Origin of the sequence: Paenibacillus sp. FSL H8-0332 (assembly GCF_037963835.1) — a bacterium.
In the GTDB taxonomy this organism is placed as follows: Bacteria; Bacillota; Bacilli; order Paenibacillales; family Paenibacillaceae; genus Paenibacillus_AQ; species Paenibacillus_AQ rhizoplanae.
On record NZ_CP150145.1, the window covers coordinates 2317046 to 2336051 of the forward strand.

Genomic DNA, 19006 nt, shown 5'->3' on the forward strand with positions numbered 1-19006 from the left:
AATACATGAACAAGAGGAACGTTGCAGATATCTATGGATTATCCACCATGCAGGAAGGCATGCTGTTCCACAGCTTGAAAAGTGACAGCAGCAGCATGTATTTGGAGCAATTCTCGTGCAAATTACACGGGCAGATTAATTTCGAATATTTCTGGGATTCCTGGAAAAAGGTCATTAACGATCATTCCGCTCTAAGAACAGCCTTTGTCTGGGAAGGTGTGAAAAAACCTGTTCAGGTAGTTCTGAAGCAATGCGATTGCAGCTACATTCAGTATGACTGGAGCAATCTGCCGCGGGAAGAAATCGAGCATGATTATAGCACGTTTCTTGAGAATGATCGAATGATGGGTTTTGAACTGGACAAGGCACCGCTGATGAGGTTTGCTCTAATTCAAATTACAGAAGACAGCTATTATTTTGTCTGGAGCTTTCATCACATCATAATGGATGGCTGGTCACTGCCTCTGGTACTGGAGGAAATGTTCGGGAATTATAAAGCGTTCAAGACAGGGGAAGCACCGGCGAAGAACAAATCCGCATCATTTAAGGACTATATCCATTGGTTGCATAAACAGGATGCCGAGGTCTCCAGACAGTACTGGAAAGAAAAGCTGAAGGGCTTTGAGGAAGCTTTGCCTCTGTATACTGAAGCTTCAGTGGAAGAGCAGAAGGGAGAGACCCGTAAACTCTCCTTACGGCTTCCAGAGGATATACATAATTCTATTGAGCAGATCACTAGAAGTAATGGGTTCAGCGCCTATCAACTGTATAATCTTGCCTTTGCCATCCTGCTGAGTAAATACAGTGGAAAAGATGATGTCGTCTATGGGACGACTGTATCGGGAAGACCTGCGGAATTAAAAGGTATCGAGCAAACCGTAGGCATCTTTATCAATACCATTCCGGTTCGTGTTCAGTTAGACGGTAACCTTACCTTGCTGGAGTGCCTGGAGAACCTCACACAGGATCAAATCAGCCGCAGTCCCCATGAATATATGTCTTTGGCTGAGATCAGCAGCGCCCATAATCTGCCTCAATTATTCCAGAGTATTTTTGTATATGAGAATTATGCCAACGCGCAGGCTTATAAGGATATCACAGAGTTCTCCATAACAGAGCTGCAATTAAGAGAAGAAATCAATTATCCGCTGGCCTGGGTGGTTAAGCCGGATCACGGAATCCTTGTGGAGACGATTTATAATTCCGCTTATTTCAGCGACAGGATCATTGAAGAATTTCAAAGGAGCTTCATAACGATTTTGGATGAAATGGTCCTTAAAATAAATGAAGCTATCTGCACTATTCAACTGCTTCCGTCTAAGCGGAGTACAGATTTCAAAGCAGGGAAGGCAGTATCCGCCGTTGTGAACTTACATAACCAGCCTATCCCTCAGATCTCAACTTCCGATATACCGCGCGTTCTGATCGTTGATCCCTATGGGCACCCGCTTCCGGATGGATTCGAGGGCAGTGTATGTATACCGGATCAGACCGCTTCCGGGTATATGGGCCGTTATTATGCAGATGGAACGTTAATGATTAATGAGTCTTTAAGCACCAGCATGGTAATTGGCGGAATCAAACGTGATTTGCCTGCGCTGGAGCATGCCCTAAAGGCTGACTCATTAGTAGAAGACGTGAAGATGCTTCACCGTTATAACATGAAGGGTGAATCCAGGCTTGTTGTCTATTATGTGGAACCGGTAACGGATGTTGTCGTGGAACAAGCCGCATCCGAGGAGGAGAGAAACGGAGCCATAAGAAGTGCAATCATCGACAGATTGTGCATATTGCTTGACTTAAATAAGAAGAATTGTCTGGCGGCAGCAGAGTTCGTTCCTGTGTCAAACATTCCTTATTACAGAGATGGCGTTGTCAAAATCAATGATCTGCTCGAACTGGAAATTATTAATGACAACCTCATTCAGCGCTGGAGTAACTTAGTTATCCCGGAAGAGCAGAGCGCTCTGAATGAATCTCCTGTGAAGTTCGTACGCAAACCTGTAAGAATCAGCCGGGATAACGTGCATATCTCCGATTTGGCCGATGATTATTCTTTTATTAAGAAGAAGAGCTCCGGCAAAACGGATAACGTTGAAGGGGTTGAAACCCGCAAGGAAGAGAGCAGCGCTGAAACACAGCTATCACTCATTGTTGGAGAAGAAGTGATCATTCCTGAGAATACCGTCTTTGATCTGGGTTATTACATCAAACGGGCTGCCGATCAAGCTCCTGATGATTATGGAATCCGGTTTGTTAATTATGATGGCAGCATTGAGTTTGCTAACTATAAACAGGTCTACAGTGAAGCCAAGGCTATCTGCTGCGGTCTTATCGAAAGAGGATTGCAGCCTGGGGACAAGGTCATCTATCAGATGGATAACAACCGGAATTATGTAAATACGTTCTGGGCTTGTATGTTAGGCGGCTTTATCGGGATTCCGGCCACGGTAGCTGCTTCTTATAAAGAAGATAATGCAGTGATCCGCAAACTGTTGAATGCTTGGAAAATGCTTGAACAGCCTGTGATTGTGACGGATGAAGCTCTGGCTGAGAGTATTCGCAGTGTTCCCGGAGTTCTTGGCGGCGAAGAAGAGTTCACCGTCTATTCCGCTGAACAATTGATGAACAGCCGGGATATAGAAATCACCTACGAGGTGAAGCCGGATGATGTAGCGCTGCTGCTGCTTACCTCGGGAAGCACAGGAATGCCGAAAGGAGTTATGCAGACCCACAGAAATATTCTGAGACGCACGATTGCTGCCTGCCAAAATAACGGGTTTGGTCCAGAAGAAGTAACCTTTAACTGGATGCCTATGGACCACGTGGGCGGAATTGTAATGTGTAATGTAAGAGACATTTACCTGCATTGCCAGGAGATTCTGGCACCTGTTAATTATATTCTGGAGTCTCCGCTCCGGTGGCTTACGCTGATGAGTGATTTTAGAGCTACGAATACCTGGGCACCCAACTTCGCCTTTAATTTGATTAACAGCCTTGAGAGTGGAATCAAAGCACTGAATATTGACCTGTCTGCCCTGCGATTTATAACCAACGGCGGAGAAGTGGTGGTGGCCCGGACCGCACTGAAGTTTATTGAAATCCTTAAGCCATATCATCTGGATAAGTCGGCAATGATGCCGTGCTTCGGGATGTCCGAGACTTGTGCGGGTTCCATATATTCCACGGATTTCGGTCAAGATGTAGTGAAGCAGGAGGATAGCAGTGTAAGTGTAGGCAGACCTCTTCCAGGGAACAGCATCCGTGTTGTCGATGCTCAGAATGAATTAGTGCCTCTCTATACAGAGGGACGCTTTCAGATGGCCGGGGTGTGTATTACACCGGGATATTACAATAACCCCAAAGCAAATGCCGAAGCATTTACGTCAGACGGCTGGTTCGATACGGGGGATCTGGGGATTATAACCGACCGGGGACTTACCATTACAGGCAGGGCCAAAGACATCATTATCATCAATGGTGTCAATTATAATAATTCGGAAATTGAGGCCATCCTTGAGGAGATTGACGGTGTTGAAGTATCTTATACCGCTGCGGTATCAGTCAAAGCAAGCGGTTCACAAGCGGAAGAATTAGCGATATTCTTCCATCCGGTATCTATGGATGCCGTGAGGCTCAAAGGGATTATCAAAGAGATGCAAAAGGTAATCACTTCAAAAATCGGGATTGTTATTGAATACATCATCCCTCTGGCTAAAAAAGATATTCCAAAGACAGGTATTGGTAAAATTCAGCGGATTCTGTTAAGAGATTCCCTGCTTGCCGGCAAATACGATACTGTCCTGAAAAAACTCGAAATCGTTAGAAATAAGAACACCGTAAAGCCATGGATATTCAAGAAAGTATGGAAGCCGCTGAGCTTTAAGGTTGAAGAGGGCACCATCCCCTGCGTCAATATCCTGGTGTTTGAGGACCGCCACGGATTGGCGGGTGAATTCATAGAAGGTATGGGCCTGGACGAAACCAGGGTCATATCGGTCAAGCAAGAGGACCGCTTCCAGGTATATGACCGGAATCATTATGGCTGTGATTATACCCGTTATGAGGGCTGCAAAGAGCTGTTTGACTATTTTAAGCAAATCGGGTGGAAGGCCGATCATATTATTTATCTTCCCACTTATCAAATAAACACTAGCGGAGATACAGATATCTCAAGCAGTAACCAACTCGGTGTCTTTAGTCTAATCCACTTACTGCGGGTATTGGCGAACAATGACCTATGCGCTTCTACAAGCCTGTATGTGGGTAGCAGCAATGTGTTCCAGGATGCAGGCGGTCTGGAAACCCGTTATGATAATGCCGCATTAATCGGCTTCATGGCTACTCTGGATACGGAGAATACGGGTTTACGATCGCTGCTGATCGATTTGGAAGGAAGGGATATCAAGCAGGATGCCCGCTTTTTACGCGCGGAGATTATGCACGGAGAGACTGCTGTGAAGGAAATCAGTTACCGTGACGGCAGGAGATTAACCTGGAAGCTCCGGAATGTGCCTTTACGGAAAGCAGAGCCCAAGACAAAGATCAAACAAGGCGGACATTATGTGGTAACCGGAGGCCTTGGGGGCATCGGCACAAAAATCTGCAGTCAGCTCATTGAAAACTATCAAGCTAATCTTCTGATCCTGGGAAGAAGTGATATCAGGACTGCACTTGAACCTTCCATTACTTACCGGCAGGCGGATGTGTGTGATCTGGATTCCATCATTCAGGCAGTTGAGGATTATGAGCAGTCGAAGGGAATTCAGATAGACGGAATTATACATCTTGCCGGGAATTCAAGCTACCAACGGCATTTTGACAACCGGGATTCATACCTGATTACGGAAATCGGACAACAGACTTTTGCCGAAGAATTCAGTGCCAAGGTCTATGGCGTGCTAAATCTGTTTGAACTCTTGAAAAGCAGAAAAGATGCGCTGTTGATCACTTTCTCTTCAGTGACCTCGCTGCTCGGAAGTGCGACCTTCAGTGCCTATGCGGCAGGAAATAGCTTCCTGGAAATGTTCTGCCAATATGCAGCCGGCCAATTAGGGTATGCAGTGAAATGTATCTCTTGGACGATGTGGGATAAGATCGGAATGACTGCGGGAAGCCTGCAATCCATTAACAGTCTCAGTGAATCCATTGGGCAGCACGTTATCAGTGAGCAGGATGGCCTGTTATTCTTTGAAGCCCTGCTGAACCTTGGTGACGACATGGTCTATGTAGGAATTGACGAGAATAATGTGCATATCAGCCACAGAATCGATGAGAAAGTGTATGCCAAAGAATATCTTGCTGTCTGCAGGCAGGAAGATCAAGAGGCTCTTCTCCAGCTTGAGAACGCCAAGGTCCTAGATGATTATGGCGCGGTAAGCACACTGAAGATGCTCACGGTCAATAGGGATGGCGAAGTGATCGAAGAGGAAGAAGCAGAGCAATATGTAGAAGCGTCTACAGATGCTGAGAGAATCATAAGCAACATTTGGTCCGAAGTATTAGGCGCCGGGAAGATAGGGATGAATGATAACTTCTTTGAGCTTGGAGGACATTCCTTAAAGGCAACCCAGGTCGTCTCCAGAATTAAAAAAGAATACGGGATCGAATTTGCCATCAATGACTTATTCTATCATCCGACCGTTGGAGCGCTGGCTAAGCTTGTGGAAGAGAGAGTTCGCCCGGCTACGGATTCCAAGGGAGAAGGTCACCTTCCAAAATTATCTGATGAAGAGAAGAAACAGGGCATACCGGTTTCGTATGCCCAGCAAAGACTATGGTTCTTAAAGCAATATGATGAAGAAAGCGCGTTTTACAATATTCTGGAGTCTATCAGGCTTAAAGGCGAGTTAAATGTCTCCTGCCTGCAGCAGGCTGTTACAGAAATCGTCAAGCGCCATGAAGGACTCAGAACGACCTTCGACAACATTGAAGGGCAAATTATGCAGGTTCTGCATGATGTGGATGCCTTCGAGGTCCCTCTGCAGAATCTAATGCATGTGGAAGAAGAGGCAAGAGAGCAGGTAATTACCAAACTGGCAGATGAAGAAGTCCATCAGGAATTTGATTTCAAAAACGGACCGTTAATCAGATGTAAGCTGCTTAAATTTGCCGCGGATGAGCATGTTATTTTCCTCACCATGCATCATATTATTTCAGACGGCTGGTCTATGGGAGTCTTTGTACATGAATTCGTCGAGCTATATGATGCCTTAGTGAATCAAAGGCCGGCCGAATTACCCAAAATTGAATGGCAGTATGCGGATTATACCCAGTGGCAGAGAGACTGGTTCACCGGCAAGGTGAAGGAAGACCAGTTCGTATATTGGAAGAACAAGCTCAAGGATGTTGCTACCCTGGATATCCCGTCGGATTACGACAGACCGAAAGTACAAACCTTTAATGGGAAAAAGGACTTCTTTGTATATAACAAGAGGATGATGGACCGGGTGAATGAACTGGCAGAAACTACGGGCGCTACACCCTTTATGATTTATCTGGCAGCGGTCGATGTCCTGTTCGCAAGATATACCGGACAGGAGGATATCGCCATTGGAACTCCGATTGCCAACCGTACGCGGATGGAAACAGAGAATACGATCGGATTCTTTGTGAACACCTTGGTGCTCCGCAATGATTTGTCAGGCGATATTTCCTTCATGGAATTGATTGAACGGGTAAAGACAAGTGCGCTGGAGTCCTATGATGCGCAGGATATGCCGTTCGAGATGCTGGTGGACGAATTGGAGCTGGAACGTGATTTAAGCAGAAACCCGTTGTTCCAAGTGATGTTCTCCCTTCAAAATGAAGCACTGCCAGATTTCAAGCTGCCGAATCTTGCGATTACAAGAGTGGAAACAGACAATAAATCAGCAATGTTCGATTTCTGGATTTCTATGCGAGAGCTGGAAGACGGAGTACACACCTTATGTGAATACAATACGGATATCTATAAAACAGGCACCATACGGAAGATGATGCGGCATCTGGAGAACATCATCAACAGCCTGTGCGAAGATCCTTATCAAAAAATCAAGCAGTTCAATTTCATGGATAAAGAAGAAATCAATGAAATCCTCTATGAGCACAATAAAACGGATTATACCTTTGAGAAAGAATTATTTATCCATGAATTATTTGAAGAACAGGCGCTCTTAAGACCGGATGCACCGGCGCTGAAATTCCAGGGAGACACGCTTACTTATCAGGAATTTAATATGCGGGTGAATCAAGTCGCCCATTATCTGATTGCGCAGGAAATAGGGACCGAGGATTTCATTGGTGTGTACGCAGACCGGTCCATTGAAATGATGGTAGCCGTCTATGGGATTCTAAAAGCAGGCGCGGCCTATATCCCTATTGATCCAACATATCCCCGGGACCGGGTAGATTATATGCTTCAGGATTCTGAGGTTAAGCTGGTGCTGCACTGCATGGACGAGACCGATGCGCTTGCGGGAATCCGGAAGGTGGATTTGCGGGACAAGGAACTGTTCCTGCCGATGAGTACGGATAATCCGGGAGTAAAGGTTAAAGGTGCCCACGCGGCGTACATGATTTATACCTCAGGTTCGACAGGAAAGCCTAAGGGAACGATTAATATTCACAGCGGCATCCGAAACCGTATTGTATGGGGTCAAAAAGATTTTGGGATGCAGCCGGGAGATAGACAGGTGCAGAAGACGCCCTTCAGCTTCGATGTATCCTGCAGCGAGATTTTTTGGGCACTAACGGTAGGCGCCTGTCTGGTTATAGCGAAGCCGGAAGGGCATAAAGACGTGGAGTATCTCGCTCAGCTGATCAGGGATGAACAGATTACCATCTCTCATTTTGTTCCTTCGATCCTGAAGCTGTTTCTGGAGCATCCCGGAGCTAAGCAGGCAGGAAGCAGCCTGAGACAAGTGTTCTGCAGCGGGGAGGCATTGCCGTACCGGTTAAAGGAACAGTTCTTCCAGACCTTCGATGCAGGTCTATACAACTTGTATGGCCCTACCGAAGCCTCCGTTGAAGTATCTTACTACGATTGCAGCGAGCAGCTGGATAAAGAGATTGTGCCGATCGGCAAGCCTATTTCCAATGTACAGTTGTATGTACTGGACGAGTACATGAATCCCGTTCCTTACAATGTGAGCGGAGAGCTATTCATTGCCGGTGTGAACTTGGCCAGAGGATACTACAAACGTGATGACCTGACAGCCGAGAAATTCATTCCGAATCCGTTCAGTAAATATGTGGCTGCACGGATGTACCGGACCGGTGACATTGTCAAATTGCTGCCGGACGGCAACATCAACTTCATAGGACGCGCTGACAATCAGGTCAAAGTAAGAGGACTGCGCATTGAATTAGGGGAAATCGAAAAGGTGATTCAGTCACACCCTTCCGTTAAGGATAACGTAGTCATTAACCTAGAGGATGGAAATGATGTAAGAATCGTGTCCTATATTGTCCGTGATGTGAATTATAGGGAACAGGATGTCATGGAGGAGAGCAAGGAACAGGTCACCCAGTGGGAGTCGATATTCGATAATGCCTACAACAAAGAAGAAACGATTCAAGATTTCAGTTTAAATACAATCAGCTGGAACAGCAGCTACACCGGGGAGAAGCTTGGTATCCCGGAAATGGAAGAGTGGCTTACCGATTCCGTAGATCTGATTAAGAGCTTTAAGCCGCGGAGAGTACTGGAGGTCGGTTGCGGTACAGGTATGATTCTGTTCAAAATCGCCCCGTTATGCGAAGAGTACGTGGGTATTGATCTATCAAGGATAGGCCTCGATTATATCGAACGGAATTTGGACAGCTCCATGAATGTCAGACTATATCAGAAATCAGCTGATGAGCTTGGCGAGCTGCAGAATGAGACGTTCGACACCATTATTATCAACTCTGTCATTCAGTACTTCCCGAGCGGAGCGTATCTGAATGAGGTGATTACTACTCTTTTAGGCATGCTGAACAAAGAGGGAACCCTCTTTATCGGTGATGTACGGTCCCTGCCGCTGCTAAAAAGCTATCATACTTCGGTGGAATGGTATAAGGCTCCTGCGGAAACTACCGTGCAAGAATTAAACGACCGAATTAAGAATTCCATTACTGTGGAGAATGAGCTGCTGGTAGACTCCAAATATTTCTTGAGTCTTAAGGATTCCCTGGAGCAGGTTCAAAATGTCTCCATTCTGCCTAAAGTAACAAAGTTCGAGAATGAGATGAGTAAATTCCGTTATCAGGTAGTGATCCGGACGAAAGCAGCGGAGCAACTGGAGAATATCGTTCAGTTCAGCTGGCGGAATATACAATCAGAGCAGGGGCTCCAGGATATACTCACCGGGCGGCAGGATGAGGTTATTGTAATCCAAGATGTCCTGATGGATAAGCTGGTTCATGAGAACAAGCTTGAGTCGCTGCTGAACGACCAGGCGGTGCAAGCTGCAACTGTCCGTGAGCTGAGAGAAGACGTTAGGGAGCTTCAACTGTATGCTCCACGCTTATATGATTTGCTCTTGCAGGATGTCGGGAATTACCGGCTTCGCGCTTTGTGGAATGGTCATGGCGAGAGCGGAGATTATCAACTGATCTTGTTCCATAAGAATAAATATGGAGCGGACACCTGTGCCTATGATTATGAAGTGCCGAATTTCATCCGCTACAATGAGGACCAAAGTGTATACTTCACCAATCCTTTGGAGTGGAAAGATAACCACAAGTATATTCCTGTCATCAGAGAACATATCAGAAGTCAGTTGCAGGATTATATGATTCCATCGTTCTTTATTGTCTTGCCGGAGATGCCGTTATTGCCAAATGGCAAGCTGAATAAGAAGATGCTTCCGGAGCCTGGAAGTATAAGAAGAAGCGTAAGGAATGAATTTGTAGAAGCAGCCAATGACAACGAAGCCAAGGTCAAGCGAATATGGGAAGCCGTCCTGAATGCCCGGAACATTGGCGTCAATGATAATTTCTTTGATATTGGCGGCCATTCGCTGCTTGTGGTTCAGGTCTATTACAAGATCAAGGAGAGCTTTGATACAAATATTACGGTGGTGGATATGTTCAAATACCCAACCATCCGCAGTCTTTGTGAATATCTGGAGGAGACAACGAACAGCTTTGCCGAAGTCGCTTCTGCAAGTGAAGTGATGGAGACAGAGAAGGAAGCCATGAAGGTAAAGAGGAAGCGCCTTAAGGAGCTTTTGAAAAGATAAGTAAGGAGTACTTATATGGAGACTAAGAAGGATAAAATCAAATCCTTATCAAGGGAACAGCTCGCAGGACTGATTACGAAGTCCAAGGACAGCAAAAAAAGGGATATTGAGAGGGTTGCCAGAACCTCGAATGCGTTCAGCCAGTCCTTTTCACAGCAAAGACAATGGTTTATGGAGCAGTTCATGAACGGTGGCGTATTTAATGTCCCGCAGTCCTATCTGCTCAAAGGCGATATCAAACTTGATATTCTGGAAGATGTATTGAATGCAGTCGTTGAGAAGCATGAAAGTCTTAGGACAGTGTTCAACACCATAGATTATATACCGTCACAGATTATCAGACCGTATGAAAGATTCCGGCTGGATATTATTCATTTGGAGGAAACCGACGCTTCTTTGAGAGCTGCAAAGATCAATGAGGCTAACAGCGAAATCGCAAGACGGCCCTTTGATTTGACCGTAGGCCCTTTATGGCGGTTCTATGTGTTGATATTGTCTGAAGAAGAAATCGTATTGACCCTTTCTCTTCATCATATTATCTGTGACGGCTGGTCCTTTGGTGTAATCATGAATGAAATTGCCGGGGCCTATCGGGACAGGCTTCACGGACAAGTTACCCGTTCATTGCTGCAGGTACAATATGTCGATTATTCGGAATGGCAGCGTAAAAGAATTGAAGGCGGCCAGCTGGATGATCAGCTGGAGTATTGGATGGGCAAGCTTAAAGATGCACCAAAGGCCATTCATTTACCCTACGATTATAAAAGAGGCAGCACACAGACTTATCGGGGAAGGACGGAATACTTTTTCATTGAAAAAGAAGCAGTGAAGGCAATGAGCGACAGATGTGTGCAAATGAATGGCTCGATGTACCATATGATGATGTCCGTGCTAACCCTTCTGATGCATGGCTACAGTCTGGATAATAAGCTCTGTATTGGAACACCGGTTGCCAACAGAAACCAGCTTGAATTGGAGAAATTAATCGGCCTATTCATTAATACGGTAGTGATCCAAAGTGAAATAGCCAGCAGCATGACCTTTGCAGAGTTATTCACCCAGGTTAGAGACCATTGCATGGAAGCCTTTAATCATGCGGAGATTCCGTTTGAACAAGTGGTCACGGGCCTTGATATTGAACGTCAGATGCAGCATTCACCAGTGTTCCAGGTGCTGTATGTTCAGACCGAGGAGTCGATGCTGAGTGTTAGTATTCCGGGAATTGAGGTTGAAGTACTTCCAGTATCGGTAGAAACGGCACAATTCGATTTGTCCTTGTACGCAACCATTCTGAAGAATGGAATCTCTGCAGGGTTTGAGTACAATACGGATCTGTTCGCCCAGGATACTATTCTGCAGCTGATTGAGGATTTCAAGCTATTAATCCAGTTGATTACTGAGAATCCTGACCGGACCATCGGGGAATTCGTCTCTTCTCTATCGCGTAAGAAAGTAGTGATGACGGTAGTCTCCTCCTTCGAATCCGAGCCTGTAGGTGAGCCGATGGAATTCTGGCTGGACAAGCTCCGGATCGACTATAAGCTGCAATTCGCACCGTATAGCCAGGTGTTCCAGCAATTGATTGATGATACGGGACTGTTATGCAGAAGCAGTCAGGGCATCGGCATCCTGTTACTCCGTTTGGAAGACTGGATTCAAGGCATGGATGCTAAGGATGCTAGGGTTGAAGCCGTGCTGACGGACAATGCGAACCGGTTCATCCAATGTGCCTGTAGCTTTGTGAACAAGCATCAGTCCAAGGTCATCCTGTACCTTTGTCCGGCATCGGATAAAGTCAATCAGATGAATGAAACCAAGCTGCTCATTCAACAGTCGGAGCAAAAAATAGCTGCGGAATGTGCGAAAAACTGGAATATATCTGTGCTTCATGGAGACGAAATCGCTGTGAAATATAAGCTCAGCGAGTATAACGATGGTCTTGGTGATGAAGAGGGGCATGTTCCTTATTTAAGAGAGTACTACACGGCGATGGGCACAGAACTGGTCATGAGTATTTACAATACAGCACAGTCAACGGGCTGAATGATGAGAGGATGCGGAAGTTATGACATTAAAAGAGATTGTTGCGGATATTCTGGCCATACCGGACAAAGAAACGATTCACGAAGACTTGTCACCGCAAAATGCTCCGGAATGGACAAGCCTGAAGCATATCAAGTTAATCACAACTATTGAAGATACCTATAAGGTGAAGTTCTCCTTCAAGGAAGTGAAAAGCTTGAAAAATCTTGCCGCCTTTATAACGGTCTTAAAGAGCAAAGGAGTAAGCAATGAAATCTTTGAATAATGCCATTGCCGGGCAGGCGGTTCTGGCGGGAAGCACTAGTGATCATGATCTGGAAAGAATGCTGTTGATCCGTCAATATGAGCTATCGATCCTCGGACTTTTTTCAAGCGGACATGTCACAGGGACCACTCATACCTGCATGGGACAAGAATATATTCCGGTAGCCTTGAATCCGTTCATTGAAGAAGAAGACTTTGTGATCAGCAATCACCGGGGGCATGGGCATTATATTGCCAGATATGGGGATGCCCAGGGCTTGCTGGCAGAGGTCATGGGCAAACAAGGCGCCGTATGCAATGGAATCGGAGGAAGCCAGCATATCCGCAGAGACCGCTTTATATCTACAGGGGTTCAGGCCGAAGGCATAGCGGTAGGCACAGGCATCGCCTGGAGTTATAAATACAAGCAACAGGATAATCTGGTATTTGTCTATATTGGAGACGGAACCTTTGGCAGGGGCTGCGTGTACGAAAGCTTGAACTTTGCCGGCATATGGAATCTCCCGATGGTAATCGTTGTAGAGAACAATGGAATAGCAATATCAACCCATCAAAGCTACAGCATGTCGGGAAGCATAGAAGGCCGGGTACGGGGGTTCGATCTTGATTATCTGTGCATCCGGAGCAAAGCTGTTAATGAAATAAGAGAACAAACTGGTGACGCTATACACCGTGTCCGCAAGGAATCCAAACCCCTGGTCATTGAATTTATAACAGATCGGGTCGCGTCCCACAGTAAAGGCGATGATACTAGAAGTGCTGGTGAGCTTGAAAGAGTCCAAGAGAACTACTGGTACAACCAAATGAAAGCCAGCGATAAGGCAAGGGTAGATAAGCTTGAAGAAGCTGTCCGGAATCAAATGCAAACGCTGCAGGAACTTGTCATACACAGAGAGGGAGCAGAATGGGCGGACTATGAAAAAAGAAAAAATAAATGAGAATTTGAGAAATGCCATTCATCAACTGATGTGTGAGGACGAGGCAGTCGTTGTAATCGGGGAAGATGTACGTGAGCCTTATGGGGGTGCCTTCAAAATCAACAAGGGATTATCTGATGATTTTCCGGACAGAGTGATTGGCACGCCGATAAGTGAAGAGGGATTTGTCAACATGGCAAGCGGAATGGCAATTATGGGCCACAAACCGATCGTGGATATGATGTTTTCGGATTTCACTACATTGTCATTTGATCCTCTGCTCAATTTTGCGTCCAAGTCCGTAACCATGTACGGGGACAAGCTGGATCTCAGCATGATTGTCAGATGTGCGAATGGCGGTTACAGAGGATACGGACCCACACACAGCCAAAGCATGCAAAAATACTTCATGGGCATCCCTAATCTAAGCGTGTATGAGCTGTCTCCTTTTCACGATAATTATTATGTGTTTAACCGGATGTTGAGTGAGAAAAATCCTTGTATTTTTTTTGAAGAAAAAATAATATATTCCCAGTACAGGTATGAAAATGGCGTAATCGATGAACTTTTCAACTATTCATTCAAAGGTGACCATGAGAACTGGGCAGTCGCCAGTATAGAAGAAAACAGTGTACCGGATGTTCTTATCCTTTGCCCCGGAGGCTTGGCTTCCATGTGCATGAAAGTGGCTGAAAAGCTGATTATGGCGGATGAAATTGAAGTTAAGGTAGCGGTACCTTCCAAGCTGTATCCCTGCGGAATCGAGGCCATTATTGAAGATGCGGTTGCAGCCGGCAAGATTCTCATTGTGGAAGAGGGGACCAGCGGGCATACCTGGGGCGAAGGAATAGCGGTCAAATTATATCCATATCTCAATAAGCTGAAGGATGGAGCCATTGAGCTCTTAAGTTCTTCTGACAGTATTATTCCCGCATCCATGTATTATGAAAGCCAGGTGCTGGTAGGGGAACAGGACATTTATGAAAGTGTACTGAAGCTGATGAAAATCGCTAAAGAAGGGTAACGGAGGCGGGTATGAGACCAATTGTTGTTCCACAGTTAAATGCGAATGATAACAGCTGCTTGATCCAGAACTATTATTGCGCTGAGGGTGAATTCATTCATTCCGGTGATCTGATTACCACCTTGGAGACCTCCAAGGCAGCTATTGATATCGAATGTGAAGCAGACGGCTATTTTTATCCTGCGGCTAAAGAACAAACCGATGTGAGAACCGGCGAGGTTATTGCCTTTGTTTTTGAGTCCCTCCAAGAAATGAATACATACAAGGAATTATCCGTGGGCAGTGCCACAGCAGAAAGCACGGCCAATTACAAACTTTCCAATCAGGCAGAAGTGTTTGCCGCATTGCACCAATTTTCGCAGCAGGAGCTGTCAGCCTTAAATAAGAAATTGATTAAATTAAGTGATTTGGAGGAGCTGCTGAAGCAAAGAATCGACGGGGATGAGACCCGGATTCTCTTGAGTAAGAATCAAAAACAGGTCTCTAAAACAGTAGCCAAATCGCATGCGAATATTCCGAACGCATTTTTATTAATGAAAGTGTATTGTGATGAAGCTCTAACCGGAATGCGGGAAATTGGTGAGCAGCTTGAGGTCATTGTGGGGTTTGGAGAAGTATTGCCGGTGCTGCTGGTATCAATCAAGGATGAATTCCCATTGTTGTACGGAACGCTGAAGGATGAGGATACATTTATTCCTGCAGCTGAAGTCAACGTTGGTGTGACCATCGATGTGGGAACAGGTCTCTACATTCCGGTAATTAAAGCTGAACACGCTGGAAGGATTGAACATACTGCAGAAATAATGATGGAATATAAATATAAAGCCTTAAGAAGCAGTTTTGCCGAAGCGGATCTGATGGACGGAACGATAACGATTAGTCTGAATACAAGCGCCGATGTTGTCAGCGTCATTCCCATCATTCTGCCGGGACAGACCGGGATGATTTCCGTGGGTGCGGTAATGAAGGAATTGGTCCTGAAAGAAGGGACAGTGGCAGAAAGAAGCTATATCAATCTTGGCCTGGCGTACGATCATCGTGTAGTGAACGGATTCTATGCGGTCGAATTTTTGACGCGGCTGAAGAGCAAGCTTGAACATTTTGAGATCAATGTGTAAGGTGTGAGCCCAGAAGTGGAGAGTGAAGGAGGAGGATATAGTGAGTGACATGCCGCGCAATATTTATGTATTATCCAGCTTCACTGCTGATTTACTGGAAGACTATCTTGAAGAAGATATCAAGGAACTCGGGCTTCAGTCCAAAATTGAAACCGGACCTTATAATCAGATTATATCCCAGTGCATGGACCCGGACAGCTTATTATTTCAGAAGAAACCGGAATATTTAATCATCTGGACCCGGTTGGAAGATATTATAGGCCGGAAAGATTTCTATCTGAAAGAGAGCTTTAATTCATGCAAGGCTGATCTGTCGATGTTGATCGAGGCCGTTCTGCATGCCAAGGCGGCACTCCGCTGCAAGCTGATTTTTATGCTCCCTCCTGTCTATGAGAACAGACCTCTGGGAGTCGGTGACCTGCAAATTGTGTACGGTGCAATGGAAACTTCCATGATGCTGCGAAAGTTTATGATGGATAAGCTTAGACTCGTTGAAGGCATATACCTGGCAGACGGGGAAGAGCTGATCCGCAGATACGGCGCAGATCAGAGCTATCACATGGGCATGTATGCTTATGCCAAAGCTCCTTATGTGAATAGCATCTACAAAGAGGCTGCAAGACAGATTAGCCGGCTCATAAAGCTGGATCTGAGAAATAAGCGCAATATCCTTGTGTTTGATGCGGATGTCCTATTGTGTGAGCAAGAGGAACAAGCAGGACACGCAGTTCTTCATCAATTGGATGAGCAAAGAGTGGTTACGGATGATTCCTACCTTTTATTTCAGAGCTATCTGCAGGAACTTGTAAGCTGGGGAAATGAAATCATGCTGTGTTCAAGATCCGCTCCAGAACAACTGAATGCCATATTGGACAGGGAAGATCTCATCCTCACCAAGCAAGAATGTAAGTATATGAGCTGTGAGTGTGAATCGATAACAGAGGCAATCCTGCAAATACATAGAGAACATGGCGTTTCACTGGATCAATTCATTGTACTGGATACGAAAGAGCTGTACCTAAACGGAATACGCCAGCTGCTGCTGCCGGAGGATTCTACACTTTGGATGCAGAGCGTAGAGGCCTCGGGGATTCTGGATTATATATCCGCTGAAGCTTCCCATTACAGCAATGGCGAAGATGTCTTGGCAGACAGCACAGAGGAATACAGTCTGGAGGAATTCCTTCAATCCATCCAGCTGGAAGTCACTCTACGGGAAATCAATGAGCTGCAGGCCGAACAGATCGAGCATATCCTCCATAATACCAAGGACTTCAACCTGACAGGGTTGCTATGGACACAGGAAGAAATCATCGGAGCGCTTAACGGGGATAATCAATTGATTTATTCCGTAAAGGTACAAGACAGATTTGGAGATTACGGCATAGCCGGTACCCTCATTGGGACAGTTGATAAGAAGAGCTTCAAGGTTGACGCTCTGCTCTTAAATTGCCGGGTGCTCGGTAAAAATGTTGAATATCATTTAATGAAGGAATTAGCCAATAAAATTAGAGAACATCAGTGTGACTCTATAGTGTTCCACTATCAATCCAGCGGCAGGAATGAGAGTGCGGCTCAATTTCTGGCCAGGATTACCCGCACCGACTTGAAGCGTGTTCACTCAGGTGAAGCCCTGACAATTTCTTGTGAAAAGCTCGAGGATTATGCGAATGAAGCACTCCATCCTAACAAAGCAGACAAAGAACCGGATATTCCAGACAAACCGCACAAGGCAGACCGCAGCTTCGACCCCTACCAGTTCATTTTCAATAGATGGAATAAGCTGGATGAAGCCGAAAAAGATCAAATTAACGATCTGGTTAGTCATACAAAGTCTATTGAAGAAATAATGAGGGCGATTGCGGATTCGAAAATGAAAACAAGAACAGGCGTTAAGGTTGAATATATGCAGCCGAGAACGGAAACGGAGCAAAAAATTGCCGGCCTGTGGGCAGATATTCTTAACGTTGACAAAGTAGGAGTTTTGGATAACTTTTTTGAACTTGGCGGAACCTCCATCATGGCGGCCCAGCTCATTGTAAAGTTCAAGAATGCCTTTGATATGATGCTGCCGGTGCGGATTTTCTTCGACAGTTCGTCCATTGAGCAAATGGCGATGTATATTGAAGCGGTCAAAAGCGAGCAAAATAAACAGGATATCAATGAATCCGCCGTAAGTAATTTCCGCTATAAGACCCGGGAATTCTTGAAAAATGAGGTGTGGCTGGACGAGGAAATTACCGGAGCAAAGGAACTTCAAGCGTGGGATCATACCCGGATCCATAACGTTCTTTTGACCGGTGTGACGGGATTCCTGGGGGCGTTTCTGCTGCAGGAACTTATCGCTATGACAGATTATCATATGGTGTTGCTGGTCCGTGCGGACAGTGTGCAGAGCGGCTACGACAGAGTTGTAGCTAATATGGAAATGTACAATTTATGGGACGAAGCTTACAGAAGCAGAATAGAAGTCTGCACGGGCGATCTTGCCAGACCTTTGATGGGCCAGCAGCTGCAGGATTTCAACGAATTGGCAGTCCGAATCGATTCCATCTATCATGCGGGCGCTATCACTAATTTCCTGGAGCCGTATAACAAGATTAAAGATGTAAACGTACAGGGAGTTCAGGAAATTCTACGTCTGGCATCCACTCATAAGTTAAAGCAGGTACATTACGTGTCAACTCATTATGTATTCTCTACGCTCTCACACGAAAACGGCTATATCGCATACGAGGATACCATTCCGTCCGATCATGAGGTGCTTGTACTGGGATACCAGCAAAGTAAGTGGGTTGGCGAGAGAATTATAGCTCTGGCCAAAGAGAGAGGCATTCCGGTAAGTATCTACCGCGTCGGCAGAATCTCCGGCTCCAGCACCACAGGAGCATGTCAAACCAGAGATATCATGTGGCTTATGATCAAAAGCTGTGTAGAGGCAGGAGTATTGTTCGAGGAGAATGTGAATATAGAATTTATTCCTGTGGATTATGTCAGCAAGTCTATTGTAGCATTGTCCATCCAAGCGGGATCAAGTAACAAAAACTTCCATATTGTCGCCAGTAAAATGAACACACTAAACCAAGTGTATACCTGGATGAATTCGTACGGGTTCAAAGTTGAAAAAATGCCCTATGAGCAGTGGAAGGATGAATTGGTGGACAGAGTTGCCGAGAATCCTAATCTGAATACCACCAAGGCTATGCTGCCGTTCATTCCGGAAGATATGGGTGAATGGGATGTGGAAATTACGTATGACATTACCAATGTTACCAAAGGCTTGAGTGAAACTGCCATCACTTGCCCAGAGGTAGGAGAGGAGGTGTTCAACCGGTATTTGGATTACTTTGTGAAGACAAAGTATTTTGAGTTAACACCCTGAGGGCAAGTGAATGATCTGAAAAGTTTACATTATATGATTTTATAGGAGGAACA

Annotated in this window: 7 protein-coding genes; all 7 read left to right on the forward strand. The window is 45.6% G+C overall.

Translation table 11 applies throughout. From position 1 onward, the window contains the following. The first annotated feature begins 5 nt into the window (after positions 1-5). The 7 genes from NST43_RS09955 (at position 6) to NST43_RS09985 (ending at position 18953) form a co-directional block, all read left to right on the forward strand. Positions 6-10205, forward strand: a complete 10200-nt coding sequence (locus NST43_RS09955; protein ID WP_339224126.1) for an amino acid adenylation domain-containing protein — start codon at positions 6-8, stop codon at positions 10203-10205. A gap of 15 nt (positions 10206-10220) precedes the next feature. Beyond that, on the forward strand, positions 10221-12248 hold the full coding sequence (locus NST43_RS09960; RefSeq protein WP_339224127.1) for a condensation domain-containing protein: 2028 nt from the start codon (positions 10221-10223) through the stop codon (positions 12246-12248). A gap of 22 nt (positions 12249-12270) precedes the next feature. Continuing rightward, positions 12271-12513, forward strand: coding sequence for an acyl carrier protein (locus NST43_RS09965; RefSeq protein WP_036725003.1), 243 nt, complete (start codon positions 12271-12273; stop codon positions 12511-12513). Next, on the forward strand, positions 12497-13450 hold the full coding sequence (locus tag NST43_RS09970) for a thiamine pyrophosphate-dependent dehydrogenase E1 component subunit alpha (protein ID WP_339224129.1): 954 nt from the start codon (positions 12497-12499) through the stop codon (positions 13448-13450). The genes NST43_RS09965 and NST43_RS09970 overlap by 17 nt, the downstream gene beginning before the upstream one ends. Next, positions 13428-14453 carry a hypothetical protein gene (locus NST43_RS09975; protein WP_339224131.1) on the forward strand — a complete coding sequence of 342 codons (1026 nt, stop codon included), beginning with the start codon at positions 13428-13430 and terminating at the stop codon, positions 14451-14453. Before NST43_RS09970 ends, NST43_RS09975 begins: the two co-directional genes overlap by 23 nt. A gap of 122 nt (positions 14454-14575) precedes the next feature. Next, complete coding sequence (locus NST43_RS09980; RefSeq protein WP_339224133.1) at positions 14576-15571, forward strand: 2-oxo acid dehydrogenase subunit E2; 996 nt, start codon at positions 14576-14578, stop codon at positions 15569-15571. 49 nt (positions 15572-15620) lie between these two features. Continuing rightward, a complete protein-coding gene (locus tag NST43_RS09985; RefSeq protein WP_339225386.1) occupies positions 15621-18953 on the forward strand; it encodes a thioester reductase domain-containing protein in 3333 nt (1110 codons plus the stop codon). The last annotated feature ends 53 nt before the right edge of the window (positions 18954-19006 follow it).

Bases quoted from the DNA above. Each gene is read 5' to 3' on its own strand.
- NST43_RS09960 (WP_339224127.1), top strand. From the start codon at position 10,221: ATGGAGACTAAGAAGGATAAAATCAAATCCTTATCAAGGGAACAGCTC.
- NST43_RS09985 (WP_339225386.1), top strand. From the start codon at position 15,621: ATGCCGCGCAATATTTATGTATTATCCAGCTTCACTGCTGATTTACTG.
- NST43_RS09965 (WP_036725003.1), top strand. From the start codon at position 12,271: ATGACATTAAAAGAGATTGTTGCGGATATTCTGGCCATACCGGACAAA.
- NST43_RS09975 (WP_339224131.1), top strand. From the start codon at position 13,428: ATGAAAAAAGAAAAAATAAATGAGAATTTGAGAAATGCCATTCATCAA.
- NST43_RS09970 (WP_339224129.1), top strand. From the start codon at position 12,497: ATGAAATCTTTGAATAATGCCATTGCCGGGCAGGCGGTTCTGGCGGGA.
- NST43_RS09955 (WP_339224126.1), top strand. From the start codon at position 6: ATGAACAAGAGGAACGTTGCAGATATCTATGGATTATCCACCATGCAG.